The organism is Dyadobacter sp. AC419 (assembly GCF_979253085.1).
The window spans coordinates 38,791-62,170 of record NZ_CEEDCD010000032.1 but is presented as its reverse complement, the minus strand read 5'-3'; the positions used below and the strand labels follow the sequence as shown (position 1 = coordinate 62,170).

Sequence of the window (23,380 nt, the reverse complement as noted above, 5' to 3'; positions counted from 1 at the left end):
CTAACGCGGATTGGCTTTTTTCATTTGTTAAAGCACATGCTTGCGGTCTTCTTCGAGAATGTGCTTGATATTGCGGATCACTTTCATCCAGTTTTCTTCCGCAGCAACGACAGCTTCTTCCGTTTCCAGATTATCCTGAGTGATCGTTAAAGTTGTTTCATCGTCGAACGGTGAGATATGGTAAGTGACGTGTGCATAGTTGTCTTCAAAATCGTCTGTTCCGGATAACGGGCTCCAATAGGTGTAACTCAGCACGCGTTCCCGGCATAATCTCCAGAATAGTGCCTTTGTCTTCGTAAGGTCTGCCGTCCCAAACTCCCTTATAAGTAATCGGGCTGCCGACGTGCCAGTCAGAGTAGACTTCCGCACCGTACATATATTGTTTAACAATTTCTGGATCGATCAACGCTTTCCACACCGATGAAGGGCTGGAATAGATCGACATTGACGTAGTTGCAATCAGTTTTCTGTTCATGTTTTCGGAATTATGTCTGATCAATTTGCAGAGAAAACCGTGCCAATAGCGGCCTTTTTGGTCTGGTATGTATCTTTTACCGTATATTCATCAAACTCAAAACCGCAAACAGTGCAAGAATTATATTTCAAACAAACGCTGCCGATTTCACTTGACGAAGCCTGGTCTTTTTTTTCCAATCCGGCCAATTTAAAAGAGATTACGCCTGCCAAAATGGGTTTCATTGTCACTTCGAAGCATCATGGAGCAACCATGTATCCCGGTCAGATTATCCGATACATTGTTACGCCCGTTTTGGGCATTCCATTGAAATGGTGCACCGAGATTACGCATGTTGCTGATAAACAGTATTTTGTCGATGAGCAGCGTTTTGGCCCTTATGCTTTCTGGCATCATCAGCACCGCTTTACGGCAATTCCGGGCGGCGTATTAATGGAAGATATCCTCAACTACAAAGTCCCGCTGGGCTTCATTGGTGACATTGTTAATGCAGTGTTTGTCAGGAATGAAGTAAATCAGATATTTGAATACAGGAAAAAAGTGCTGGTTGAGCGCTTTGGCGTTTAGAAGCTGTATTGAACCCGCGCCGTGAAAACATCGTCCGGTGCGTCGGATTCAAATCCTTTCAATGCAGATTTCTCGTTTCTGACGAAGTCGTAGTAAAACATGAATTTCAGCGATTCGTTGGGAATGTAAACGTAGCCCATTCCAATGGTGTCATAGCGAAGATCTGCTTTGGTAAAACCTCTGCTGTTGGAGATTTCCTTCCCGGAAACGAGTTTGTTTGGGTCATACCAATCGTATTTTACCACAAACTGATGATCTAAACTTCCGAGGTTTTGTAAGAAGTAAAAGTAAGCGCCGTCGAACTTCCGGATGTAAAGCGGATCCTTTCTTCCATTTGTAACCGGATAAACGCCCGGGGTTTCGCTGCTTGCTAATGTTGCGGTTTGTTGTCCGCGGATGAATTCAAGTCTGAACTCCGTTTCACCTTTTACATTGGGAATGGAAAGCTGGAAGTCTGCACCGGCATAATTCCTTGGAGCCGTTTTACGGAAATTGCCAGCTGCCGAATCGCGCATCATGACATATTCTCCCGCATTGATTTTGGTGCGATACAATGTTTCGGACTGGCTGGTGATCCCACCTTTGTAACCCGACACCGCAGCTGAAATTGTCACATTCCCGAGCGATGACAGTTTCGTCGGCTTAATGCTCAGGCGACCGATCACATCTTTATGGCTGTCGTAATCAACCGGGCCGGCCATGCCTTGCCCGTTAAAAACGCCGACATCGAGCTTCAACTTTTGCCGCCATTCGAGAGACTTTCGGCTGGTGACGGTGAGCATTACACCAATGTCGCGCTCCGTTCTCATCAGGATCTGAGACATTCTTCCGCGCTCCGGCGTTTCCCGGTTTGCCGAAGAGAGGTTCACTTCATAGCCGAATGGCCGCGCGAACATTCCCGTTGTGAGGGCAAAAATCTTGAACTTGTTTTCGTAAAACCTTCCCCAGAAATCGCGGATGGCAACGCCCCGTTCTGTGCCGTCGAATTGAAATACGAAGTAAGAAGTGGGGTCAGCATTTTCATTCAAATGTGCGTAATCCACGCGAAGCCGACCCCGGCGTAACATAAACCGGTTGTTGGACATGGACGAGAAATTGCCTCCATTATAACTTTCCGCGCCTTCCTTTGAAATGTATTGAAATTGTGGCTGAATGTATCCGCTTATCCTGACCCGATTGTATCGCTCATAAATGGACAACATTCCTTTTCCCATTTGGTTGGTCGTGTCCACAAGGTCCATTAAAAAGCGCTGTGAAAATGCCTGGGAACTAGAAAGTATGAGGAATAGCAAAAGAATGCCGGTTACGCGGAATTTCATTATCAGGAAGTTGGTGTCGTCAAAATGAGTACAAAGAACCTTAATTTCCTTTAATATTCTGCCCTCATGGTGATAACTTTTCCTTTGTTAGGTATGAAGCTTATTGTGCTTATTAAATGAGAAGAATGTGCGTGAAATATATTCCTATTAATATTTTTCAAACTGTTCTTATGTTTTGAATGTTTAGACCATTAATTACATAATATACATTTAATTAGTATTATACTTTCAAAATGTTATGTAATAAAAAAAAGTATGTTAAGGTTATGAAATGTGCCTTAATATACTTTAAAGACGGTTTTTAGGCTTAGTAAGAGGCCGTGAATCTCTTTTGATAAATATGTTGGCTGCTCGATTTCATCCACAATGGCAACGGCCAGATCTTCCGACGAGATGATGCTTCTTCCGTTTTCATCAAAAACCGGGTGCTCGAGGGCCGTGCGATACGTGCCTTTTCTTACACCCGAAGTGCCCGCATGCATTTCTATGGCAGGGCTCAGGAATGTCCAGTCCAGATCATTTTCACTTAGAAGCATCTTTTGATATTCTCGCGAAGCGCCAGCACCTGGCTTGTATTCTTCCGGAAAATCGGGCGTGTCGATCAGCTGTAAACCCGGCGCTACTTCAAGACTTCCCTGCACCGCCAACGACCAGAAAACGTTTCACGCCTGCATCCTTTACACCAGCTTGAATGGCCTGCGCACCTTCCAGATATTCCGCGTAAATGTTCGGGTTTGTCCAGCCGGGATTGTATGCGCTTACCACTGCATCGTGACCGCTAACAGCTGCTGCAACTTCGCTTGATTCGAGCACATTTGCGGACTTCGGTGTTACCAGTTCGCTGTCTGCTTCTATCTTATCAATGTTCCTTGCAATGGCTGTGACCTCGTGTCCTCTCGATGCCAATTCTTTCAAAACCTGGGTGCCAACAAATCCTGTTGCGCCGATTAATGCTACTTTCATTACGTGATTTTTTTAGGGTAAATGTTCCAATGCCATGAATTGGCAGAGAAGATGACTGACTAAAATGTAAAGGTTGTGCTCGCGCTTGTTTACTTGGCATTGCCGAATAAACTCTTATAATGAAATCCAATAATAGCTAATGTGCTTATAATCAAGCATAAGTTTACATACATTTAATACTATTCATATATATTGTATTTTAAAACATTTTAAAATAATAAGCCATAAAAAATGTAATAAAAGTATATGCTTTTTTAAATGTAAAATATTGAACAAATGAATTTAACTTTTGATTAGGCGTATTTTATTTTACCATTTAAAGTTTACCTAGCTTTTAATAAGTTAAATACAAATGATTCACATGCGCCTTTTCATTTGTAGGAAAAGGTCCTAATCATTTTAGAATGGTTAACCCGCCTTTGTATGTCTTATTTGTGAACGCAACAACATAGTAATAATAGCCTTGCGATATCGAAGTAGGGCACCAGTTTTTGCGGATTTTGGAATAATAAACCTGCTTGCCCCAGCGGTTGAAAATGGTAACATCTTTGAACTGATTTACGCAGTTGTCTTCTGGTAATTGCTCCAAGATGAAACAATCATTCTTGCCATCGCTGTTCGGTGTGATCACATTCGGGAACTCCGGAACAACGTCGGAGGTGTCGTCCTTCACAATGACTTTTACGGTCGTCGTGTCCGTTGCTGCGGCGCAGCTTTTGTCCTGGGTGATGAAGTCGATCAGAAATGCTTTTTCGGATTGTCCTTCGAGCATGGAGCATTCGGGCGACCAGGTGTAGGGCGATGTCACTTCTTTGATGCCTGTCTTGTTCGCGAACTGCATGCCTGCGTCGCTGATGCTGAACCCGCGACCGGCGGCGAACAGACTGATCGAATTTGTGTCAGGATCGGAGGCCAGCACATCGAACACAATGGCGGAACTGTTGCCAATCGTGTAAGTGACTTCCTGCACATCCAGGGAAGTCGTAACGGCAGGAGCGGTGTTGGGCGATTCGTCAACGATAAAGTAAACGGGTTTCGAGACGGCTAGCGGATTGCCGACGCAGCGCATATCTTCCAGTTTGAAATCGACGGCGAGCGTGTCGCCTTTCTTCGCATTGCAAGGCGGCGTCCAGGAGAACTTTTGCTGCACCTGCGCTTTGCCGCTGGTCGCTTTAAAGTCCATCGCCAGATCGACCATATTGAAGTCCTGACCGCGGCCGGAAAGTGCGATGCTGTCTTTGTCAATGTCTTTACCAAAAACGGTGAACAGCACGGGAACGCCTGCCGTGACGTGGACATATTGGCCGGGCAGTGAAGTTGAAACTTCTGGAGCATTGTTGCCGCTGCTTTCGCGACGGATAAAAATATTCAATGTGTCCATTAACGGGACCGGGCAGCTCTCATCTTCCGCGATCAGCTCAATTTTAATAGGACGGTTGTCGTAAGTGACGAAACATTCGTCCAGGCAGAATTTCAAATTTCAATGTGTCATTGGCAATGCTTGTTTTAAATTCCGCAGGCAGAATTGAAAAGTAATCTTTTGAATTGTTCACCGCGCGGCCATTGATGCGGATGATCTGGTTAACGGTCGGGTCGGTTACCATAACTTCAAAGCAGTTCGGATCGCCTTCTTTTACGGTGATAATGTCGTTTTCGGTGTAATAAGTCGTTTTGCCTTTTGGTTTAAATAAAAGCTTGGGCGGATCCATTTTTGGGCAATCGACTACTTTGAGCTGAAAATCGCGCGTGAGGCTCCCAATTTTAACACCGTTTCTATATTCATCGACCTGCACGGCAAACACATATAAACCCACATTGCCCGGCGTAACGGACAGCATTCCGGTTTTAGCATCGACGGTCAGCGGCTTGGGGCCGGGAATGATGTTCTCGACTGTAATGCCATCGATCCAGGTGAGGCGCGGATAATTGGACGAACCTCTGGCTTCAACACTCGGATTTGTCTTGTCGGAAAAACCCTGCATGGGCGTGATCAGCTTGTAAGTAAGGCTGTCACCGTCGGCATCTTTTCCGCCAAAATCGAAGAAAAACGGAGAATTTACGCAGGCATAATCACCTTTAATGGCCGGGAAAACAGGGGAGGAGTTTTTGTAATTCGCATTGTTCTTGAACAGCGTAGGAAATTCAAGGTAAAACAAGCTTCCTGCATCGCCAGGCGCCTTAATGTTCGTGATCGTGCCATTCCGGCAGCAGCGGTCCCACACCATATAATAACCCTGCGGATCGTTGAAATCAGTCGGTTCGAGCCTTAATGTCGTGCTGTAAGTGATCATATAAGTTTGCAGCGTCGATATTCCGCAGAGCGGATTAGCATAGTTGACCGATTTTCGTTCTATTTTTGGGGCCTCAAGAAATAACCCACAGGCTGATTATCACGTTTACGAAAGACGTAGATCGTAACAAATTGGTCTTCCGCACCCGGGTTGCCATTGAGGGCATCGAAATACATGGTCAGACCAATGTTATAGTTATAATAGTTGTTTGGATTTTCGGTGATGAAGAGCTGGCCGCCGACGATGTGTGTTGCGTAGGTTTTGGATAGGGCAAACAGCATCAGTATGAACAAGATGTACCGTTTTTTCATGGCTTGACTTGGGTGTAGAAATTATCCGATAGGATTTAGAGTTTGAAATTTAAAAAAGGAATATGACTAAGAATATCAAGTATGAATACGTTGAAATTACCGATTTTGCGGCAGAAGGCAAATGTATATTTAAATCAGAAGACGGCGTAGTTTTTGTAGAAGGAAATGTGGCTCCTGGTGACATAGTCGATTTGCAGGTTGTCAAAACGAAGAAAAAATTAAAAGAAGCCATTGTTACCAAAATCCATAAAAAGTCTTCCCTCAGAACAGACCCATATTGCCTGCATAACGTTGTATGCGGCGGATGTAAATGGCAGCATATTGCTTACGAGCATCAGTTGAAGTTCAAGAGACAGCAGGTTGTTGACCATTTTCAGCGCATTGGCCACATCAAGAATGTGGGCATTAATGAGATCATTGCGGCACCCAAAACGGAATATTACCGCAATAAGCTTGAATTTACGTTTTCAAACTGGCGCTGGCTTACGAAAGAGCAAATGGATTCTGGCCAGACTTATACGAAGCACGCTCTTGGCTTTCACGTTCCAAAACGTTTTGACAAAATATTCACCGTAGACCATTGCCATTTGCAGCCGGACCCGTCGAACACGATCCGTAATTCGCTGCATCATTTCGGCGAGCTGCATGGCATTCCTTATTACGATGTGCGCTTCAATGTAGGCACATTGCGTAACCTTGTTGTCAGGACGGCCAATTCCGGTGATGTGATGGTGATCGTGCAGTTTGGAGAGCAGAATGATGAGGCCATTGAAAAGGTCATGTCCTATTTGCATAAAACGCACAGTGAAATTACTTCGCTGAACTACATTGTGAATCTGAAAGGCAATGATTCTTATCAGGATCAGGAAGTGATACATTATGCTGGTGAGACATTCATCCGCGAAACAATGGAGGATTTGACTTTCCTCGTGGGGCCAAAGTCGTTTTACCAGACCAATTCTGAGCAGGCTTTTCAGCTGTTCAGCGTAGCGCGTGAATTTGCGGGTCTTACCGGCAACGAATCGGTTTATGACCTTTACACTGGCACGGGAACGATTGCCAATTTTGTCGCGCGCAGAGCTAAAAAGGTCGTTGGCGTAGAATATGTGGAAGCTGCGGTGCAGGATGCGCGAAGAAATTCAGAGCTGAATGGCATCACAAACACTTCATTTTTTGCAGGCGATATGCGCGGGATTATGAATGAAAACTTCCTGCAAATGCACGGCAGACCGGATGTCATCATTACAGATCCGCCGCGTGCCGGAATGGATCAGCCAGTTGTTGAAACGATTCTTAAAGCTGCTCCCGACCGAATTGTGTATGTAAGCTGTAACACGGCCACGCAGGCGCGCGACATTGCATTGATGTCCCAGGATTACGAAGTGACCAAAGTCCAGCCGGTCGATATGTTTCCCAACACGCATCATGTTGAGAATGTGGCCTTACTGGTCAGAAAGTCTTAGAATGGAGGCTCGCTATCCGGGCCTTTATAATCAAAATTACTCAGATCATTAGCCCTGCTCCGAAGCGTTCCACCCGCCGGAGCAGGTTTGCTTTGGCTCTCGAATGAGGCAATCGGATTGGTGGTCTGGATCGGACGGTCAACTGAGAATGGTGCCGCCGTAAATTGTGAATCAATGTCGGTGAACTTGGTGTATTTACCGATAAAGCGAAGTTGCACCGTGTCCAAAGATCCAGCCCTGTTTTTAGCAACAATCACTTCACCGATTCCGGCAACTGAATTACCTGATTCGTCTTCTGTAATGCCATAATATTCGGGACGATAAAGGAAAAGAACCATATCCGCATCCTGCTCGATCGATCCGGATTCCCTTAAATCTGAAAGCTGAGGCCGCTTTTCACCGCCACACGTTTCCACGGCACGGCTAAGCTGCGACAGTGCGATCACCGGGACGTCCAGCTCTTTTGCAAGGTTTTTCAGCGAACGTGAGATCATCGCAATTTCTTGCTCCCGGTTACCAGCGCCTTTTCCGCCCGTATCGCCTGTCATTAACTGAAGATCAGTCGATCACGATCATTTGAATGTCGTGCTGCGCTTTCAAACGGCGGCATTTGGCGCGAAGTTCGAGAATGGATAGGGCAGGGGTGTCGTCAATGTAAATCGGCGCATTGGTCAGGCGGTGGATCCGGTGATGCAATTGTTCCCACTCATGCGGCGCCAAACTTCCCTTTCTGATTTTTTCACTGTCAATTTCCGCTTCGGCCGAAATCAGACGATTAACCAGCTGAACGGAGGACATTTCGAGAGAGAAAATCGCAACCGGCATGTTGAAGTCCACGGCAGCATTGCGGAGTGAGGAAACGACGAACGCCGTTTTTCCCATACCCGGACGGGCTGCGAGGATCATTAATTCCGTTTTCTGCCAGCCTGATGTCAATCTGCTCCAAAGCGCTGAAACCCGATGGAACACCGGTTAAGCCGTCTTTATTATTCTTTTTCTGATCAAGTTCTGCCAATGCCTGACGCATCAGCGCACCCATGTCAGCGTAATTCTTCTTAATGTTGGATTCCGAAATCTGGAACAGGTTCTGTTCGGTCTTGTCAAGCAGCCTGAAAACGTCGGTTGTGTCTTCGTAAGCCTCACGCTGGATTTTCAGACGCCACCTTGATCAGCTCGCGCTTGATGAATGCCTGGGAAATGATACGCGCATGGAATTCAATGTTGGCGGCAGAGTTAACCTTTGAAGTCAGCTCCATAATGTATTGCGCTCCTCCGATCAATTCCAGCTCGCCCGTGCTCCGCAGTTTTGAAGTCACGGTAAGCATGTCTATTGGCTCCGAATCAGCAAAAAGCGTGATGATCGCGGTGTAAATGCGGACGTGGGCTTCCTTATAAAAACTGTCGGGTCTGAGGATATCGGCAACTGCCGTGAGGGCATCTTTTTCAATCATTAAAGCACCCAAAACAGCCTCTTCCAGATCAATGGCCTGAGGTGGTAACTTGCTGAAAGTCTGTTCGATACCAGGTGTTCTGGTGCCTACGGTCTTCCTCGCGGAATTGCCTTGTTTTGATCCTGATTTGTAGAAATTGCCTGATGCCTTGTCGTTTTCCATATTAACACAAAGTTACGCAAAGCGGGCCGCGCAGGAAAGAAAGCGGGGGCAAGTTCTGGCAATTATTTTTTTTCCAAAAAGGGTTATTTTCGTCCTGGTCTGATAATGAAACAGTTGCTCGGAATAACATTGATTTTGGCTGAAAAGTCTGGCACTATAATTGTATTTCTCGCGCTTTGTTTTACAATTGTTGGTTATTATTACTAAATTTTAGAACAAATAGACAAACACTAAACTTTAATTCATTTGCTGGAAAAAATCATCACGCTCGAGGACGTTTCAATGGTGGATTTTTTGGGTATTCATAATGTGAATATTAAGGAAGTTGCCGCCGCTTTCCCTGGAAGCAAAATTATTTCACGCGGAAACGAGATCCGCATTCAGGGCACCGCCCCGGAAATTATCCGTATCACAGACGTAATGGACTCGTTAATAGCTCATTACCAGAAATATGGAAAGGTTACCAATGATAATGTCAAGGGTTATTTAAATGGAGTTGTAAAATCTCCTGTTGCCAGTGCTGAGGATGATGCGGATGTGATCATTTATGGCAATAAGGGATTGGTCGTAAAAGCAAAAACGCCGAACCAGAAACTGCTGGTTGAACAAGCTGAAAAGTTTGACCTCGTGTTCGCAGTAGGACCGGCCGGAACTGGTAAAACGTACACCGCGGTGGCCATTGCCGTTCGCGCATTGAAAAATAAGGAAGTCAGAAAAATCATCATAACGCGTCCGGCCGTTGAGGCTGGGGAAAACCTGGGTTTTTTGCCCGGTGATTTGAAAGAGAAAATTGACCCGTATCTAAGGCCGATTTATGACGCGCTGGACGATATGATCGCACCTGAAAAGCTTAAATTATATCTGGAAAGCCGGGTGATCGAAATTGCACCGCTTGCGTACATGCGTGGCCGGACGTTGAATAATGCGTTTATTTTACTAGATGAAGCGCAAAATACGACGCCTATGCAAATGAAAATGTTCCTGACGCGGATGGGCCCCAGCTCGAAGGCGATCATTACGGGTGACAAGTCCCAGATTGATTTACCCAAAAACCTTAAATCAGGCTTAATCGACTCATTAGCCGTGTTAAAAGGCATAAAGGGCATTAGTTTCGTGGAGCTCGACGGCTCTGATGTTGTAAGACACCGTTTGGTTAAAGACATACTTGCAGCTTATGACAAATCTGAGCAGTAAGTCTCTGCTAACCGTTTTATTGATTTTTATTACAAAAACGTTCATGCTGGCGCAGGATAGCGATGCTTTATTGCAACGCTGCGCCAGCACAGAACTGGAAGCGCTCAAAATTGCAAAATATCCGGCTTTACAACGATTGCGAAGCAAATCCGAAGAGGCGATTCAAAACCAGATCAAGATAAACAAGGCATTAAGGAAGTCTGCGGATGAAATTATCACCATTCCTGTCGTTGTGCATGTGGTCCACAGCGAAGAAGGCAACTCAATCGGCGGTCAGGGAAATGCCAACATTACCGACGCGCAAATTCAAAGCCAGATCGACGTTTTAAATGAAGATTATGGCAATGCATCGGGTTACAAGGGCTTTTATACGGATTCCTTAGGCGTTGACACGGGGATTCGCTTTAAGCTTGTGACCGTTTTAAGAACTTACAATGAAAAAACGCAGTTCAGCCCGATCACTGAGTCGGACGATCTGGCTGCGATATCGCCGGCCTGGCTCACAAACCGTTATCTCAATATCTGGGTTTGCAGGCTTTCAGACCGATATTTAGGCACTTCACAATTTCCCGTTGTTACGGAAGTGAATGAGCTGACGGCCGGATTGGCGTCAGACGAAGAAGAAGCGGTTGACGCATTGACGGACGGCGTGGTCATTGATTTCAGATATTTTGGTCGGAATGCGCCAGCAATCACAAGTGCTGTTTACAACCTGGGCCGCACGACCACACATGAAGTGGGCCATTGGCTTGGCCTGATCCACATTTGGGGCGACCGCAACTGCGGAACCGATCATTGCGCCGACACACCGACTGCTTTTACCAAAAACGAAACCACCGACATTTCCTGCACACCCGTTTTCTCAGAATGCCGCGGCACGCTCACGCGCAATATGATCGAAAATTACATGGATTACTCTCCTGACGCTTGTATGAGCATTTTTACCAATGATCAGAAGGAGCGGATGCATGCGGTTTTGCAACTCAGTCCAAGACGGGCAAAACTTGTGGAATATTCGAAAATCTCAGGTGAAAACCTGCTTGTTGAGCTTTATCCCAACCCGGTAAGTGAGCGCCTCACTGCCAATGTATACACACCAAACTATCAGATTTTTACTGTGAATGTATTTGACCAAAAGGGCCACCGCATCATTGCCGATGCCGTTAACCTTAATTATCTTGATGTAGCCAATTTTCCAAGCGGCTTGTATTTTTATAAAGTTTCGTCTGGCGGACAAACGATTACAAAACGTTTCGTTATCCGCTAACACATGCTTCCACGCGCCCCATTCGTAGGGATTGTGCTGTTTTACATTGCCGGCATTTTAGCTGGCGATTTAATTCCGGCATTTCCACAACCTCAGATTTCATTTTTCATCATTGTAAGCACGCTGTTTCTTGTGTGCACACTGTGTTATGCCAAAGGTTTTAAAAAGGCCTTTGGACTCAGTTTCGCTGCATTTCTGCTTTGTCTGGGCGTTGTCACTAATGTCTCTTTTGAGGAGCGCAATGAGGCGAACATTGCTGCACTACAAAATCAGCATTACACGGCATATCAGGCAGAAATTAAAACTTTACCGGAAAAACGAGCCAAAACAGTTCGCTTTGAAGCGCATATCAGATTTGTAAAAATAGCTGAAAAGTGGGCTCCGGTTAATTTCAAAGCATTAATCAACATTGCTGGCGATGCGCACGACATTCCAAAACCAGGCGACGTAATCATTGCACACGGGACATTGGATATTCCCATGGAAGCGGAGAATCCGATGCAATTTGATTACCGGCAATTTTTAAGGAACAAGGGAATTGTTTGGACGGATTATCTTGGTAATCAATCGTTTGAAATATTGCCCGCAAGCCAGCCGTTTGCAGTCCAGCGTTGGAGCACAAGCGTTTCCGAATGGTCGGATCGCGTTTTCCGTGAAAATATCCCGAACGATGATGCTTACGGACTTGTAAAAGCAATGTTATTAGGCCGCCGCGATGACTTACAGGCTGATCTTGTAACGGATTACACCGCGTCCGGAGCCGTGCATATTCTTTCGGTGTCCGGGATGCATGTTGCTATTATCTTTCTGGTTATCAGTTACTTGTTGGGCTGGATAAAGCGCTGGCGTTATGGCAAAATTATTTACTTGGTTGCTGTCGTTGCACTGCTTTGTTTTTATGCATTGGTGACGGGCTTGCCAGCGTCCGTTCAGCGGGCCACATTAATGTGCATCGTTTTTGTGCTGGCGGAGGTTTTTGCCAAAAAGCAGCATGCGATGAACACGCTCGCCCTGTCTGCATTTATAATTTTGCTGTTCGATCCGGGTGCGTTGTATGATGTTGGATTTCAGCTTTCTTACCTGGCTATGAGCGGCATTTTCCTGCTTTATGTGCCGATTAATCGTTTGTTTGCGCCGGAAAACATGATTTTCAAATTTGTATGGCAGATCTCAGCACTGGCTTTTGCAGCGCAACTGGCCACTTTTCCTTTGAGCTTGTTTTACTTTCATCAGTTCCCAAGCTATTTCTTGCTGATTAATCCTTTTGTCATCGCGTTTACTAATGTGCTGTTGCCAGCTGCTTTGCTGCTTTTACTGGTGTCTTTGGCGAAAGTTTTTTGGTTGCAATGGCTTGTGAATCAAATCGTATGGCTCGCGGCTTATCTAACGAACGTTTCCGTTTCGGTCCCGAAGGCGTTGCCGGGATATTTGGTCGAAAGCTTGAATCTGGATAAAGTGGAGGTCACGATATTATATGCAGTGCTTTTACTGGTCTGGCTTGCCTACTATGCACAGTCCCATACATATTTCAAAACTGCATGCGCTTTGATTCTTGTTTTCGCTTGTTATGGCATTTCAAAAAGTTTGCAAACCAGACTTTCTGACCAAACCGTTGTCCATGCAGTTCCTAAGCATGCAGCGATCAGCTTTAAGCAGGATGACGTGTTATATGTCGTCAGTGATAAGGCTTTACGGAACGATTTGAATGCTTATAACTTTTACATAAAAAATTACGCAATGAGCCAGGAAGTGCAGAAGACGGTGTTTGTGACGGCCAAGTAAGTTATTGAACAGCGTAAACTGCCGAAATCTGTTTCGGCCACTTTGCGGTCCCAGGCCGCTTGTGCAGCAGCATTTAAGCCGTGACCCGTTTCACCGTCGTATTGCTCCTGATCATTGTTCATTTCACGGAATGCTTCCAGAAACTGATATTGAATTTCGCTGTCGTAATCTTCAATCGTGAGATCAGCATTTCGCAGCCGGGCTTTGAACTTCTCAACGACGAGCCTTGTAATGTCGAAATGGATTTGTTCATGCCTTAATGTGCTTGCTGTGCGCGATTCCGGTCTTCCCAGGACATGCTCTTGACCATAAATGTCTTTAAACCAATCTCGACAACCAGGTCATCATCTTTCGGATAAGAGCGGCCTTCATAGCCAAAGCTGGTAAAAACTGCGGCGGCATAACGGCTTCCGGGTTTTGCATTGCGGACCTTGAAATCATCCCAGATCAGCGGCCGCTTCGGTGAATAGAAAACCGTGTCGGGATCATTAGTAACGATCTCTTTGAACACAAGCTGCACATTTCGCGCAAGCGCCGGATTTTTCCCTGCGTTCAGCGTCATCCATTTTTGAAAATGAGCAAGCGACTGGTCCAGCAGCTGCTTAACCAATCTTTCATAATCGAAATCACGCTCGGGTCGCGTATAATTTGCGGCTGTCTGATAATTAGTTAGCTCCACAGGCTGCATGTTGCGATACCAGCGGAATTTTACAGCAAGCTTAATTTCTCCCGTGACTTTATTTGGTCCAACGCGCTTCTCCTGCAAAGACAAATCTTTGACACTAATATAAAGTGGCAGATAGGTCTGATCCTTTTTGGGCGCTGCAAAAGACCAGTAATTGAAGAGTTCTTTCTCAGCCTTAGCCGGCAGCACAACTGGCGCTTCTTTCCCAACAAAATAACTTTACCGACGTCGCGCCAGGAATCATGCGCTGATCTTCAACTTCCTGAATGTAAAATTTATATGTTTTGAGTATGGATGCAGGATCTTGCGCAAGCTTCAAAACGACACGATCCTGCTGGCAATAAGCAGCCACACTAGCCAAGACGAGCGTTAAGGTGAGCAAGATACTTCTGATCATACTTCGAAATCTATTGTTGTATCCAGTCTTCAATTCTATAAGTTTGTATAAAAATTATTGAGCAAACTGAATGACCCTATTAACAACGAATTTGCGGCCGAAATTTGATGACATCTACATGGATTTGGCAAAAAATCTCGCGCTGCGTTCACATTGTATCAAAGCACAGGTTGGAGCTGTATTAACGAAAGACACGCGCATTATTTCAATCGGTTATAACGGGCCGCCAGCCGGAACACACAATTGCGATGAAGAATTTCCGGAAGTCGGTTGTCCGAGAAGATGCCAAAGGAAGTTGTTCACTCGCATTGCACGCAGAACAAAATGCGATCCTTTTTGCTGTCAAAAACGGCTCAAACATTGAAGGATCGACACTTTTCGTCACATTAGCACCATGCATCGCATGCGCCAGGGCGATTTATACAATGAAAATAAAGAAAGTAATCTTTTTGCATTCCTATGCAGCATATAAAGGAATCGCAATTGAAGAGGGAGTGGAATTTTTGAAACGCTTCGGCGTAGAAGTGGAGCAGTATTCTAATATTGAATGATCGAATGATTGAATGATTGAATGTCATTATTCAATCATTCAGTCATTCATTCATTCAAAATTAATGATGGTGTACGCCACCAGCGCCGTGGACGTGTCCGTGGCTTATTTCTTCGGCTGTTGCAGGGCGGATTGAGATGATCTGTCCTTTGAAATGCATTTCTTTGCCAGCCAATGGATGGTTGAAGTTCATGACAACAATATCATCCTTGATTTCAACAACTTGTCCGTGCATTCTTTCGCCGTCCTCGTTGGTCATTGGAATGATGTTGCCAATTTGCAATAACTCATCCTGATTGACATCTTCCATCTGGAAAACAGCCTTCGGTAATTCTACCATTGCTTCTTCATCAAACTCGCCGTAGCCTTCCTCTGGTGCCACAGTAAATTCGAATATGTCGCCTGCAACGAGTCCCTCGATCTGGCTTTCAAAGCCCTCAGGAAGCCCGCTAATGCCTTGAATGAAGTACATCGGATCTTCTTCGGTAACAACTTCAACGACATCTGTTTCCCCGTCAGTGTCAGGAATACGCAGGCTGTATGTCAACGCTATCACGTTATTTTTTTCGACTTTCATTTGCTAGTTTGATTAAAATATTTGTTGTTGTAAAAATATTGTTCCTAGAAGGAGGAGCGAAAACAAACGTACGGCAAATTTGTCAAAATGTCATTTACATGAATTTTTTAGCGCACATTTTGCTGTCTGGGAGTAAGGAGGGGGTGATTATGGGAAATTATGTCGGCGATTTCGTAAAGGGTCGGCTGACAGATGAAAGGACGGCAAATTGGGACGCTGACTATGTTACCGGCTTAAAGCTGCACCGGTTTATTGACTTTTACACAGACCATCACGAAGTCGTTCGCGAAGCCACGCATAAGGCTGCATTGACGCAGGGAAAATTGTCTGGCATCGTCATGGACATTTACTTCGATTACTTTTTGGCCAAGCATTTTGACAGGTTCAGTGCGGAGCCGCTGTTCCTATACATTCGCAACACATATGCGCTGATTGAGCGGAACGAGCGATTTATTACAGCAGAAATGGCTCCTATGGTGCGCTCGATGATCAAGCAGGACTGGCTGACAAGTTACGCCACGCTCGAAGGCATCGATCTTACCTTTCACAGACTTGCGCGTCGGGCTAGTTTTCTGGCACCGTTGCACAATGCAATGCTGGAATTGAAGGAAAACGAAGCTTTTTATCATGAAAAATTTTTCGCCTTCTTCCCGGAACTTCAAAAGGGAGGCCGAGCAGTTCATATTAACACATTAACTTCATCGCAATTCAGGCATTCTAATGGCCCAGACCCCGGATATCGTTTTAAAAGAAATAAGAAATAAGAAATTTCGGCCCATCTATTTTCTGCACGGCGACGAGCCTTATTATATTGATTCCATCGCGGATGAGCTCGAAAAACGCGTCGTTGCGGAGAGTAAAAAGGGATTTAACCAGTTCGTGTTGTATGGAAAAGATACGGATGTTGCCGGTGTGATCAGTTATGCGCGCCGTTTTCCTTTTATGTCGGAGCGGCAATTGATTTTGGTCAAAGATGCCAATAAGCTCGGCGGCATAGAGCAAAAGGATCAGCAGGCGCGGTTGGAAGATTATGCGGTGAATCCGCTGAACAGCACGGTGCTCGTTTTTTGTTTTCATGCCAATGCCGATGAACGGAGGACTTTTATCAAGGCCATGAATACAAATGGTGTTGTCGTCCAATCTAAAAAGATGTACGACAACAAGTTACCAGAATGGGTGGCTTCATTTTGTCAGCACGAAGGCGTTAAGATCAGCCCAAAAGCCATTCAAATGCTCGTGGACAACATTGGAAATGATCTGAAACGATTGTCTAATGAGATCCGGAAGATTATGGTGAATTTGCGTGTGGATGAGGGGATTGATGCGGGTGCAGTGGAAAGGTTTGTGGGGATAAGCAAGGAATATAATGTGTTCGAATTTCAAAAAGCGCTGATGACGCGTGATGTTATGAAGGCGAATCAGATCGCAACTTATTTCACTGCCAATTCCAAGGATAACCCACTGGCTCCTATCCTGATCATTTTGTTTAATTTTTACTCAAAATTGCTCCTGGCGCATGCTAGCAAAGATAAGTCTGAAAAAGGGCTCGCCGCTGAGCTGGGCGTTAATCCTTACTTTGTAAAAGATTATTTGCTTGCAATACGTAATTATCCGCTTCCCAAAGTTGCCAACATTATCCATTATTTAAGGGAATGTGACGCACGGATGAAAGGTTTGGATGGCGTGAGCATTCCGGAAGGTGAATTGCTGAAAGAGCTCGTTTTTAAGATTGTCCATTAAGATACATGATGCAGCAAGAAACGGGTTTTAGCTTGTTTTGGGCTGTCCTACATTTGGTAAATGAATAGTGAGAATAAGGTCCTGATTCCAATTCCCGCCCTTTTTAGCTTTGACGAATGTTTGTGGTTTCTTAACCGTAACTATGATGATTGTCTGCACATTATCAAGGGTGATACGATATTCAAGGCGCTGGAAATAGGAGAGGAAATGCTGCTGGTGTCGATCATAGAACACGCGGGTTTTTTAGAACTGGACATTATTGAAGGCGAGCCAACGCAGGAAAACAAAGCATATCTGATCAATTATGTGCGCGAATGGGTTGATATGGACACCAACATTCAGCCGTTTTATGATTTGCTGAAAGCCGATGGGCGCCTTGCCTATATGACAGAGAGTTACAAAGGTTTGCGGGTGATTGGGATATCCAATTTGTTTGAAGCAATTTGCTGGTGCATCATTGGTCAGCAGATCAATTTGTCCTTTGCATATAAAGTAAAGCGCAGACTTGTAGAGCATTACGGAAAACGGATCGATCATGAAAACGACTCCTATTACGTTTTCCCCGAGCCCGAAGTGCTGGCCGCCGCCGACAGGGACCTTTTGAAAGACATGCAGTTTTCGAAACAGAAGTCAGATTATGTGATCGGCATTGCGGAGGCATTTGCCAGTGGGCGCATTGACAAGGATGCGTTGCGTGCGTTGCCGGATTTCAACGCCCGCATCAAAGCACTGACGGCGCATAAAGGAATTGGTGCGTGGACTGCAAATTATGCATTAATGAAATCGCTCAAAGAGCCGGGCGGCATTCCGCATGGTGACATTGGTTTGTTAAATGCGCTTGCGAATCATAACATTATCCAGGACAGAAGCGAAACGGCTAAAATCGAAGCGCTCTTCCACCAGTTTGCGGGTTGGGAAAGTTATCTTGTTTTCTATTTATGGAGAAGCCTTACAGTCAAGGTTTTGGAGTAACGATTGCTTTGATTTCCATTCCTGGTAAGCTGCTTTCATACAATGTCCGCATGGACGAAATCCTTTCAGCAATGCTTCTTCCTGTGAGCTGAAAAATAGACGGTTCTGCATTTTCATGCGCCTTCCCGAAGCGCATTGCAATGTTCCATAGATTTTCAGCTTGATATTTCCCCCAAAGGAAATCAAGTGTTGATCAACAAGCGTTTTGAGCTTTCTGCTTGTCTCAAACGAGGGCGGCCCGATTTCGGCATGTTTGATCATCATTTCAACTCAATGCGTCATGAAAGATGATGCCCAGTGTATATCGGTTTCCGGCAGTGACCTCAGCGACTCCGTGCTTCATATTCACACGATAATATCCTTTGGTTCCTTTTACAGGTCTGAAATTGGTTGTGAAAAGCAGGATGTCACCCTTCTTTGGTTTCAAAACAATGGCTTTGGACTGCGCGCGGGGCGTTTGCTGTGTCAGGACAAATTCGCCTCCTTTAAAATCAGTGCCCGGCTCGCTTAGGAAAATGACCATTTGAATGGGAAAAAAAACGTCTCCATACAAATCCTGATGCAGTGTATTATGTCCGCCTTCACCATATTTCAGGATCAAAACGGTGGGCTTGGTTTGCGACTTTTCGTGACAATGTGCCTGGAAGTCCTGAAAATTTAAGGGATAATGTTGGTCAATGTGCAGGACTTGCATCCACAGATTGGCAACTGGCGCGAGTTTGGCATAAATGCTTTCGCGTAAATGTTGAATAATGTCCGGCAACGGATATTGAAAATATTTGTATTCGCCCAACCCGAAGCGATAGCGTTCCATCAAAATGGTCTTGCGGTAATGCGCTGGCTCGTCGTAAGATGCAATCAATTGATCACATTCAGCTTGTGTAATGCCTTGGTCAATGAGCGCGTATCCTTTGCCGTGCAGGTTTTCGGTAATGTTATGCCAGTCTAATGTTTCAATGTCTTTCATCTGTCCGATTATTTGCCTTTTTTATAAAACAAAAATATACGGCAGCGGACAGATGAAAAACCCGAATCTTGCGGAGCTGTTAATGTGTTACGAAAGCACGGTTTCGTCTTTGCGCTCACCGATCTGCTGGCGCCACATGGCGTAATACAAGCCTTTTTCGTCAATGAGTGCGTTATGGCTGCCTGTTTCCACAATGTGGCCTTTTTCCAAAACATAGATGCGGTCGGCATGCATAATGGTCGATAACCGGTGCGCGATCATCACTGTAATGTGCTGGCGCTGGTCGGTAATGTTGCGGATCGTGTTGGAAATTTCTTCTTCTGTCAGCGAATCCAGCGCGGAGGTGGCTTCGTCGAAAATGATCAGATGCGGGATGCGCAACAGTGCACGTGCAATGGATAAACGCTGACGCTCACCACCGGAAAGTTTCAGTCCGCCTTCACCAATAACCGTGTCAATGCCGTTTTCAGCCCTTGAAAGCAGGTTATAGCAAGCGGCTTTCAACAGGACGTCATTGATCATTTCATCTGTGGCGGTCGGATTCACGAAGAGCAGGTTTTCCTTGATCGTTCCCGAGAAAAGCTGCGTATCCTGCGTCACAAAGCCGATTTTGTTCCTGATTTCATCAAAGTCAATTTCATTTCCATTGACATTGTTATAGAAAACATTTCCTGCGATCGGATGATAAAGCCCTACGAGCAGCTTAACGAGCGTCGTTTTCCCAGATCCCGACGGCCCGACAAATGCAATGGTTTCACCTCTTTTAACATCAAAAGAAATGTCCTCCAACGCAGGCCGTGTAGCGGACTGGTGCTGGAAACGCACGTGATCAAACCGCAGTTCTTCAATGTCTGAAATGACCTCGGGATTAGCCGGTTTATGTTCAACGGGCCTTGCCAGCAATGTTTGCAAATTGTTCAGCGACGCCTCGGCTTCGCGATAGGAGAGGATCACATTGCCCAATTCCTGCAAAGGCCCGAAAATGAAGAAAGAATAGAATTGCATCATCATCATTTGCCCCACCGTAATCCGGTCACGGAATACGAAGAAGAGCAACGCAAACATGATGCATTGCTGCAAAAAGTTCACAAATGTGCCTTGTATAAAGCTGATGGAACGAATGCTTTTGACCTTTCTGAGTTCGAGTTTCAGGATTTTGAATGTGGTTGTATTCAATCGTGTAATTTCCTGATTGGTAAGTCCAAGGCTTTTGACCAATTCAATGTTGCGCAAAGATTCTGTCGTAGAGCCAGCCAATGCGGTTGTTTCCTTAACAATGTTCTTTTGAATGGCCTTGATTTTCCGGCTTAAAACACTTGTTAATATTGCCAGCACAACAGAGCCAACAAGATATATCAGCGGCAGCATCGGGCTTAACTTATAAGCGACGATAACTACAAAAACAATTCCTACCAATGTGGCAAAGAGCACGTTAACAAAGCTTGTGATGAACTTTTCGCAATCTGCTCTAACCTTTTGTAAAACGGAAAGTGTTTCTCCGCTGCGCTGGTCTTCAAAGTCTTGGAAAGGCAGTCGCAATGCGTGCCGCAGGCCGTCCGTATACAGGCTGGCGCCAAACTTCTGGATGACAACATTGACCACATAATCCTGAAATGCTTTGGCAATGCGTGACACCATGGCAACGCCTATGATCATGAGCAGGCCAATGGTTATGCCGCGGAAAAACTCGTTGTTCAATGCATTATCGCGGAAATACTGGGCTTTGTTGGCATAAGGGTCGATCAGGTAATTTCCGAGAATGTCAGGGGTTCAGCAGTGAAAATACCTGGTTGATGGCGGCCAGTATGAGCGCAAGGAAAATGAGCGCTTTATACCGGCTAAGGTATTGTAATAATAATTTCATACAGTTGTGAGGCGAATCAATCGTTTGACTAATATGACAAACCGAAAGTTTGGGATTTTAATTCTCGAAAAGGCGGTGATGTACGCGGAAAGGCAATAAAAAAGACATCCGTCGGGATGTCTGAAATTTGGTAGCGGGGAGCAGAATCGAACTGCCGACCTTAGGGTTATGAATCCTACGCTCTAACCATCTGAGCTACCCCGCCGTGTTATTGTGGTGCAAAAGTATGTTAAAAAAAATTAACGTACAACCCGTTTATTCAATTTTAAAGCTAAATTTCCGTTAGAGTAAAAGAGCAAAAATTAACTTTGATGACATTTATTGTTGAATTATGCTATATTACAGCTTTTAAAATCAGCATATAAGGCGGTACTGTTGTGGTTAACCCTTTTTAATTTTCGTTCGTATGGAAAAATATAAATTTGTTACTGAATTCGAATTACGCTCCTCTCCAAAAGTACTCTTTCCATATATATCGACACCCTCGGGACTGGAACAATGGTTTGCTGAAAAGGTCACTGTATTGCCCGACCACCGTTTTGATTTCCAGTGGGACGGCGACAGCCACATTGCCAGACAGACCGGACTAAGGATTAATAAAGCAGTAAGATTTGATTTTGAAAATACGAGTGACGACAATCTCGATAATAACCACGTGGAACTAAAACTCGAAGTAAGCGAGTTAACCCAGACAACTTTCCTGCGTGTGACGGATTACTCCTCGAACCGCGATGAACGTGAGCTTTCGTCATTATGGGATGGGTTTATTGATAATTTAAAAGATATAGTAGGCAGTTGATGAAAAAGCTTGATAAGCTTGTATTAATGTCCTTTTGGGGACCTTTTGTAATAACAATGTCCGTCGTGGTCTTTGTGTTTTTGATGCGGATCATGATTTTTTATATTGATGATTTTGTTTCCAAAGACCTCGGAGTCACCGATTACGCGCAATTATTTTTCTTTTTTAGCCTCATAACAGTTCCTACGGCACTTCCGCTGGCCATGCTGCTTTCTTCATTGATGGCATTCGGGAATCTGGGTGAGTTCTTTGAGCTTACAGCCATTAAGAGCGCAGGAATATCGGTTGTGAGGGCTATGGCGCCACTTTTCATAGTTGCCGTTGCTGTGAGCGTCTTTTCCTTTTATTTCAATGACCGCGTTTCGCCCTGGGCGAATTTAAAGGGTTACAGCCTTTTATATGATATCAAGACGACAAAGGCGACATTGAAGATTAAGGAAGGCATTTTCTACAACGACTTGCCGGGTTTCAGCATTAAGGTGGATAGAAAGGAGGAAAATGGCAAGTTGAAGGGAATGGTGATTTACAAGCATAGCAACCGTTCCTATGAAGTTGGAAACACTGAAATTATTCTTGCAGACTCTGGCCGGATGTATTCGATCAATGATAATCGTTATCTGGTCATCGAACTTTACAATGGCACGCGTTACACAGATGAGGTGAGTTCGGGCGGTGCGCGGCCTGCGTATATATCCTCACCGATAGGCGGCAGCACGATGCCAAACTACTCAAATTTTAGCCGCAACTCATTTAAACATTTCCGGCTGACTGAAAGCCTGGCATCATTTGGGATGAAGCGGACGGACGAAGGCCAGTTTAAATATCACGAGTTCATGAAAAACATCAGCGATCTGACCTCTACAGCCGATTCGCTAAGAAATTCCTATAACGAGACCAGAAAGAACCTTGTCTCCGGAAGCCAGCAATATTACTCGTACAATTACCGGGAAGGAACGGATAAAACCCTCAAAAAAGGCCCGTGGATTGATTCGCTGCTTGCTAAGCCGCTTTCAGACAGCTTGAAAAAGGAAATTTTGCAGAATACGCATGGCGCAGCGAACAGCATGCTAAGCTACACCAAGTCTCAGAAGGATTATTTGCAGACAAAGTTGAAGGATGCAAATAAGTATGAATTGGAAAAACACCATAAATACACCAGCGCAATTTCTTGTCTGATCATGTTCCTGATAGGCGCGCCGCTGGGTGCGATCATCAAAAAGGGAGGATTCGGCGTGCCGGTTCTTGTGTCGATCATCTTCTTTATTCTGCTTTATGTTTTAACTAATCAAGGCGATAAGTGGGTGAAGGAAGGGTTGCTTGTTGTGCCCGTAGGAGCCTGGATGGCCAATGTAGTGCTGCTTTTGACCGGTTTATATTTTGTAGAACGGGCGCGGAGCGATTCTAGGCTTTTTGAAAAAGATGTTTACATTATGATGGTTAAAAGAATAAAACAGCAATGGACAAGTAGATTTGGAAAAAGCCAGCTTATTCAATCATAGTAAAATTATATTTTTTAATTCAGTCCAAAAATCTTAATTTTGCGACCTTATTTGCGGCAGGGTGCTGTAAAAAGTTATAAATAAT

Annotated in this window: 24 protein-coding genes, 1 tRNA gene and 3 pseudogenes; 11 read left to right on the top strand and 17 right to left on the bottom strand. The window is 44.9% G+C overall.

Features of this window, described 5'->3' with window-relative positions:
* Positions 1-27 precede the first annotated feature (27 nt).
* Together AC0IYG_RS30950 and AC0IYG_RS30945 are read right to left on the bottom strand one after the other, a co-directional pair.
* Positions 28-255 (bottom strand): SRPBCC domain-containing protein, encoded by a 228-nt coding sequence (locus AC0IYG_RS30950; RefSeq protein WP_471714857.1) that lies wholly within the window; start codon positions 253-255, stop codon positions 28-30.
* The gene (locus AC0IYG_RS30945) at positions 206-376 is read right to left on the bottom strand and encodes a hypothetical protein (protein WP_471714887.1); all 171 of its coding nucleotides are present in this window, start codon (positions 374-376) and stop codon (positions 206-208) included. The genes AC0IYG_RS30950 and AC0IYG_RS30945 overlap by 50 nt, the downstream gene beginning before the upstream one ends.
* Before the next feature lie 210 nt (positions 377-586).
* Between AC0IYG_RS30945 and AC0IYG_RS30940 the strand changes: the two genes are divergently transcribed.
* Positions 587-1,042: an SRPBCC family protein gene (locus AC0IYG_RS30940; RefSeq protein ID WP_471714856.1), complete on the top strand. Its 456-nt coding sequence runs from the start codon at positions 587-589 to the stop codon at positions 1,040-1,042.
* Here AC0IYG_RS30940 and AC0IYG_RS30935 read toward each other — a convergent pair.
* The 6 genes from AC0IYG_RS30935 to AC0IYG_RS30910 form a co-directional block, all read right to left on the bottom strand.
* Positions 1,039-2,361 (bottom strand): porin, encoded by a 1,323-nt coding sequence (locus AC0IYG_RS30935; protein ID WP_471714855.1) that lies wholly within the window; start codon positions 2,359-2,361, stop codon positions 1,039-1,041. The two genes, AC0IYG_RS30940 and AC0IYG_RS30935, sit on opposite strands and share 4 nt — an antisense overlap.
* A gap of 278 nt (positions 2,362-2,639) precedes the next feature.
* On the bottom strand, positions 2,640-3,008 hold the full coding sequence (locus AC0IYG_RS30930; protein WP_471714854.1) for an NAD(P)-dependent oxidoreductase: 369 nt from the start codon (positions 3,006-3,008) through the stop codon (positions 2,640-2,642).
* On the bottom strand, positions 2,986-3,324 hold the full coding sequence (locus AC0IYG_RS30925; RefSeq protein ID WP_471714853.1) for an NAD(P)-dependent oxidoreductase: 339 nt from the start codon (positions 3,322-3,324) through the stop codon (positions 2,986-2,988). The genes AC0IYG_RS30930 and AC0IYG_RS30925 overlap by 23 nt, the downstream gene beginning before the upstream one ends.
* A gap of 394 nt (positions 3,325-3,718) precedes the next feature.
* The gene (locus tag AC0IYG_RS30920) at positions 3,719-4,801 is read right to left on the bottom strand and encodes a T9SS type B sorting domain-containing protein (protein ID WP_471714852.1); all 1,083 of its coding nucleotides are present in this window, start codon (positions 4,799-4,801) and stop codon (positions 3,719-3,721) included.
* Positions 4,749-5,615 (bottom strand): hypothetical protein, encoded by an 867-nt coding sequence (locus AC0IYG_RS30915; RefSeq protein WP_471714851.1) that lies wholly within the window; start codon positions 5,613-5,615, stop codon positions 4,749-4,751. The genes AC0IYG_RS30920 and AC0IYG_RS30915 overlap by 53 nt, the downstream gene beginning before the upstream one ends.
* Before the next feature lie 59 nt (positions 5,616-5,674).
* Positions 5,675-5,926, bottom strand: a complete 252-nt coding sequence (locus AC0IYG_RS30910; RefSeq protein WP_471714850.1) for a hypothetical protein — start codon at positions 5,924-5,926, stop codon at positions 5,675-5,677.
* A 62-nt stretch (positions 5,927-5,988) separates the two neighbouring features.
* Here AC0IYG_RS30910 and rlmD point away from each other — a divergent pair, with 62 nt between their 5' ends.
* Positions 5,989-7,389 carry a 23S rRNA (uracil(1939)-C(5))-methyltransferase RlmD gene (gene rlmD / locus AC0IYG_RS30905; RefSeq protein WP_471714849.1) on the top strand — a complete coding sequence of 467 codons (1,401 nt, stop codon included), beginning with the start codon at positions 5,989-5,991 and terminating at the stop codon, positions 7,387-7,389.
* On the opposite strand, the pseudogene dnaB reads toward rlmD, so the two are convergent.
* Positions 7,386-9,002, bottom strand: a pseudogene (gene dnaB / locus AC0IYG_RS30900) (replicative DNA helicase). The gene rlmD and the pseudogene dnaB overlap by 4 nt on opposite strands.
* Before the next feature lie 246 nt (positions 9,003-9,248).
* Between dnaB and AC0IYG_RS30895 the strand changes: the two are divergent.
* The 3 genes from AC0IYG_RS30895 to AC0IYG_RS30885 are packed head-to-tail and all read left to right on the top strand — an operon-like array spanning position 9,249 to position 13,245.
* Positions 9,249-10,196 (top strand): PhoH family protein, encoded by a 948-nt coding sequence (locus tag AC0IYG_RS30895; RefSeq protein WP_471714848.1) that lies wholly within the window; start codon positions 9,249-9,251, stop codon positions 10,194-10,196.
* Positions 10,177-11,463, top strand: a complete 1,287-nt coding sequence (locus AC0IYG_RS30890) for a M43 family zinc metalloprotease (protein WP_471714847.1) — start codon at positions 10,177-10,179, stop codon at positions 11,461-11,463. Before AC0IYG_RS30895 ends, AC0IYG_RS30890 begins: the two co-directional genes overlap by 20 nt.
* A gap of 3 nt (positions 11,464-11,466) precedes the next feature.
* The gene (locus AC0IYG_RS30885) at positions 11,467-13,245 is read left to right on the top strand and encodes a ComEC/Rec2 family competence protein (protein WP_471714846.1); all 1,779 of its coding nucleotides are present in this window, start codon (positions 11,467-11,469) and stop codon (positions 13,243-13,245) included.
* Here AC0IYG_RS30885 and AC0IYG_RS30880 read toward each other — a convergent pair.
* Genes AC0IYG_RS30880 through AC0IYG_RS30870 form a run of 3 tightly spaced genes read right to left on the bottom strand, consistent with a single transcriptional unit; the run spans position 13,194 to position 14,327 of the window.
* The gene (locus AC0IYG_RS30880; protein WP_471714886.1) at positions 13,194-13,478 is read right to left on the bottom strand and encodes a hypothetical protein; all 285 of its coding nucleotides are present in this window, start codon (positions 13,476-13,478) and stop codon (positions 13,194-13,196) included. The genes AC0IYG_RS30885 and AC0IYG_RS30880 overlap by 52 nt on opposite strands.
* Before the next feature lie 23 nt (positions 13,479-13,501).
* Entirely contained in the window at positions 13,502-14,119 is a 618-nt protein-coding gene (locus AC0IYG_RS30875; RefSeq protein WP_471714845.1) for a hypothetical protein, read from the bottom strand.
* Complete coding sequence (locus tag AC0IYG_RS30870; protein WP_471714844.1) at positions 14,106-14,327, bottom strand: hypothetical protein; 222 nt, start codon at positions 14,325-14,327, stop codon at positions 14,106-14,108. The genes AC0IYG_RS30875 and AC0IYG_RS30870 overlap by 14 nt, the downstream gene beginning before the upstream one ends.
* Before the next feature lie 70 nt (positions 14,328-14,397).
* On the opposite strand from AC0IYG_RS30870, the pseudogene AC0IYG_RS30865 reads away from it, so the two are divergent.
* Positions 14,398-14,878, top strand: a pseudogene (locus AC0IYG_RS30865) (deoxycytidylate deaminase).
* A 60-nt stretch (positions 14,879-14,938) separates the two neighbouring features.
* On the opposite strand, the gene AC0IYG_RS30860 reads toward AC0IYG_RS30865, so the two are convergent.
* The gene (locus tag AC0IYG_RS30860) at positions 14,939-15,454 is read right to left on the bottom strand and encodes an FKBP-type peptidyl-prolyl cis-trans isomerase (protein ID WP_471714843.1); all 516 of its coding nucleotides are present in this window, start codon (positions 15,452-15,454) and stop codon (positions 14,939-14,941) included.
* Between the two features lie 98 nt (positions 15,455-15,552).
* Here AC0IYG_RS30860 and AC0IYG_RS30855 point away from each other — a divergent pair, with 98 nt between their 5' ends.
* The 3 genes from AC0IYG_RS30855 to AC0IYG_RS30845 are packed head-to-tail and all read left to right on the top strand — an operon-like array spanning position 15,553 to position 18,166.
* Positions 15,553-16,218, top strand: coding sequence for an acyl carrier protein phosphodiesterase (locus AC0IYG_RS30855; RefSeq protein ID WP_471714842.1), 666 nt, complete (start codon positions 15,553-15,555; stop codon positions 16,216-16,218).
* Positions 16,175-17,194 (top strand): DNA polymerase III subunit delta, encoded by a 1,020-nt coding sequence (gene holA, locus AC0IYG_RS30850; RefSeq protein ID WP_471714841.1) that lies wholly within the window; start codon positions 16,175-16,177, stop codon positions 17,192-17,194. Before AC0IYG_RS30855 ends, holA begins: the two co-directional genes overlap by 44 nt.
* A gap of 60 nt (positions 17,195-17,254) precedes the next feature.
* The gene (locus tag AC0IYG_RS30845; RefSeq protein ID WP_471714840.1) at positions 17,255-18,166 is read left to right on the top strand and encodes a DNA-3-methyladenine glycosylase family protein; all 912 of its coding nucleotides are present in this window, start codon (positions 17,255-17,257) and stop codon (positions 18,164-18,166) included.
* Here the strand turns inward: AC0IYG_RS30845 and AC0IYG_RS30840 are convergent.
* The 4 genes and pseudogenes from AC0IYG_RS30840 to AC0IYG_RS30825 all read right to left on the bottom strand — a co-directional run bounded on the left by AC0IYG_RS30840 (position 18,131) and on the right by AC0IYG_RS30825 (position 21,202).
* Positions 18,131-18,277 (bottom strand): hypothetical protein, encoded by a 147-nt coding sequence (locus tag AC0IYG_RS30840; protein ID WP_471714885.1) that lies wholly within the window; start codon positions 18,275-18,277, stop codon positions 18,131-18,133. The two genes, AC0IYG_RS30845 and AC0IYG_RS30840, sit on opposite strands and share 36 nt — an antisense overlap.
* Before the next feature lie 154 nt (positions 18,278-18,431).
* On the bottom strand, positions 18,432-19,133 hold the full coding sequence (locus AC0IYG_RS30835) for a 2OG-Fe(II) oxygenase (protein ID WP_471714839.1): 702 nt from the start codon (positions 19,131-19,133) through the stop codon (positions 18,432-18,434).
* 87 nt (positions 19,134-19,220) lie between these two features.
* A pseudogene (locus AC0IYG_RS30830) lies at positions 19,221-20,997 on the bottom strand (ABC transporter ATP-binding protein).
* A 128-nt stretch (positions 20,998-21,125) separates the two neighbouring features.
* Positions 21,126-21,202, bottom strand: a tRNA-Met gene (locus tag AC0IYG_RS30825).
* Positions 21,203-21,403: 201 nt separating this feature from the next.
* Here AC0IYG_RS30825 and AC0IYG_RS30820 point away from each other — a divergent pair.
* Together AC0IYG_RS30820 and AC0IYG_RS30815 are read left to right on the top strand one after the other, a co-directional pair.
* Complete coding sequence (locus AC0IYG_RS30820) at positions 21,404-21,796, top strand: START-like domain-containing protein (protein WP_471714838.1); 393 nt, start codon at positions 21,404-21,406, stop codon at positions 21,794-21,796.
* Positions 21,796-23,295, top strand: coding sequence for an LptF/LptG family permease (locus AC0IYG_RS30815; RefSeq protein WP_471714837.1), 1,500 nt, complete (start codon positions 21,796-21,798; stop codon positions 23,293-23,295). The genes AC0IYG_RS30820 and AC0IYG_RS30815 overlap by 1 nt, the downstream gene beginning before the upstream one ends.
* Positions 23,296-23,380 lie beyond the last annotated feature (85 nt).

Excerpts from the sequence above, each read along its gene's own strand:
- AC0IYG_RS30925 (WP_471714853.1), bottom strand. The coding sequence starts at position 3,324 with ATGAAAGTAGCATTAATCGGCGCAACAGGATTTGTTGGCACCCAGGTT.
- AC0IYG_RS30860 (WP_471714843.1), bottom strand. The coding sequence starts at position 15,454 with ATGAAAGTCGAAAAAAATAACGTGATAGCGTTGACATACAGCCTGCGT.
- AC0IYG_RS30815 (WP_471714837.1), top strand. The coding sequence starts at position 21,796 with ATGAAAAAGCTTGATAAGCTTGTATTAATGTCCTTTTGGGGACCTTTT.
- holA (WP_471714841.1), top strand. The coding sequence starts at position 16,175 with ATGGCCCAGACCCCGGATATCGTTTTAAAAGAAATAAGAAATAAGAAA.
- AC0IYG_RS30885 (WP_471714846.1), top strand. The coding sequence starts at position 11,467 with ATGCTTCCACGCGCCCCATTCGTAGGGATTGTGCTGTTTTACATTGCC.
- AC0IYG_RS30840 (WP_471714885.1), bottom strand. The coding sequence starts at position 18,277 with ATGCAGAACCGTCTATTTTTCAGCTCACAGGAAGAAGCATTGCTGAAA.
- AC0IYG_RS30845 (WP_471714840.1), top strand. The coding sequence starts at position 17,255 with ATGAATAGTGAGAATAAGGTCCTGATTCCAATTCCCGCCCTTTTTAGC.
- AC0IYG_RS30890 (WP_471714847.1), top strand. The coding sequence starts at position 10,177 with ATGACAAATCTGAGCAGTAAGTCTCTGCTAACCGTTTTATTGATTTTT.
- AC0IYG_RS30820 (WP_471714838.1), top strand. The coding sequence starts at position 21,404 with ATGGAAAAATATAAATTTGTTACTGAATTCGAATTACGCTCCTCTCCA.
- AC0IYG_RS30870 (WP_471714844.1), bottom strand. The coding sequence starts at position 14,327 with ATGATCAGAAGTATCTTGCTCACCTTAACGCTCGTCTTGGCTAGTGTG.
- AC0IYG_RS30935 (WP_471714855.1), bottom strand. The coding sequence starts at position 2,361 with ATGAAATTCCGCGTAACCGGCATTCTTTTGCTATTCCTCATACTTTCT.
- AC0IYG_RS30945 (WP_471714887.1), bottom strand. The coding sequence starts at position 376 with ATGTACGGTGCGGAAGTCTACTCTGACTGGCACGTCGGCAGCCCGATT.
- AC0IYG_RS30910 (WP_471714850.1), bottom strand. The coding sequence starts at position 5,926 with ATGAAAAAACGGTACATCTTGTTCATACTGATGCTGTTTGCCCTATCC.
- rlmD (WP_471714849.1), top strand. The coding sequence starts at position 5,989 with ATGACTAAGAATATCAAGTATGAATACGTTGAAATTACCGATTTTGCG.
- AC0IYG_RS30835 (WP_471714839.1), bottom strand. The coding sequence starts at position 19,133 with ATGAAAGACATTGAAACATTAGACTGGCATAACATTACCGAAAACCTG.
- AC0IYG_RS30855 (WP_471714842.1), top strand. The coding sequence starts at position 15,553 with ATGAATTTTTTAGCGCACATTTTGCTGTCTGGGAGTAAGGAGGGGGTG.
- AC0IYG_RS30915 (WP_471714851.1), bottom strand. The coding sequence starts at position 5,615 with ATGATCACTTACAGCACGACATTAAGGCTCGAACCGACTGATTTCAAC.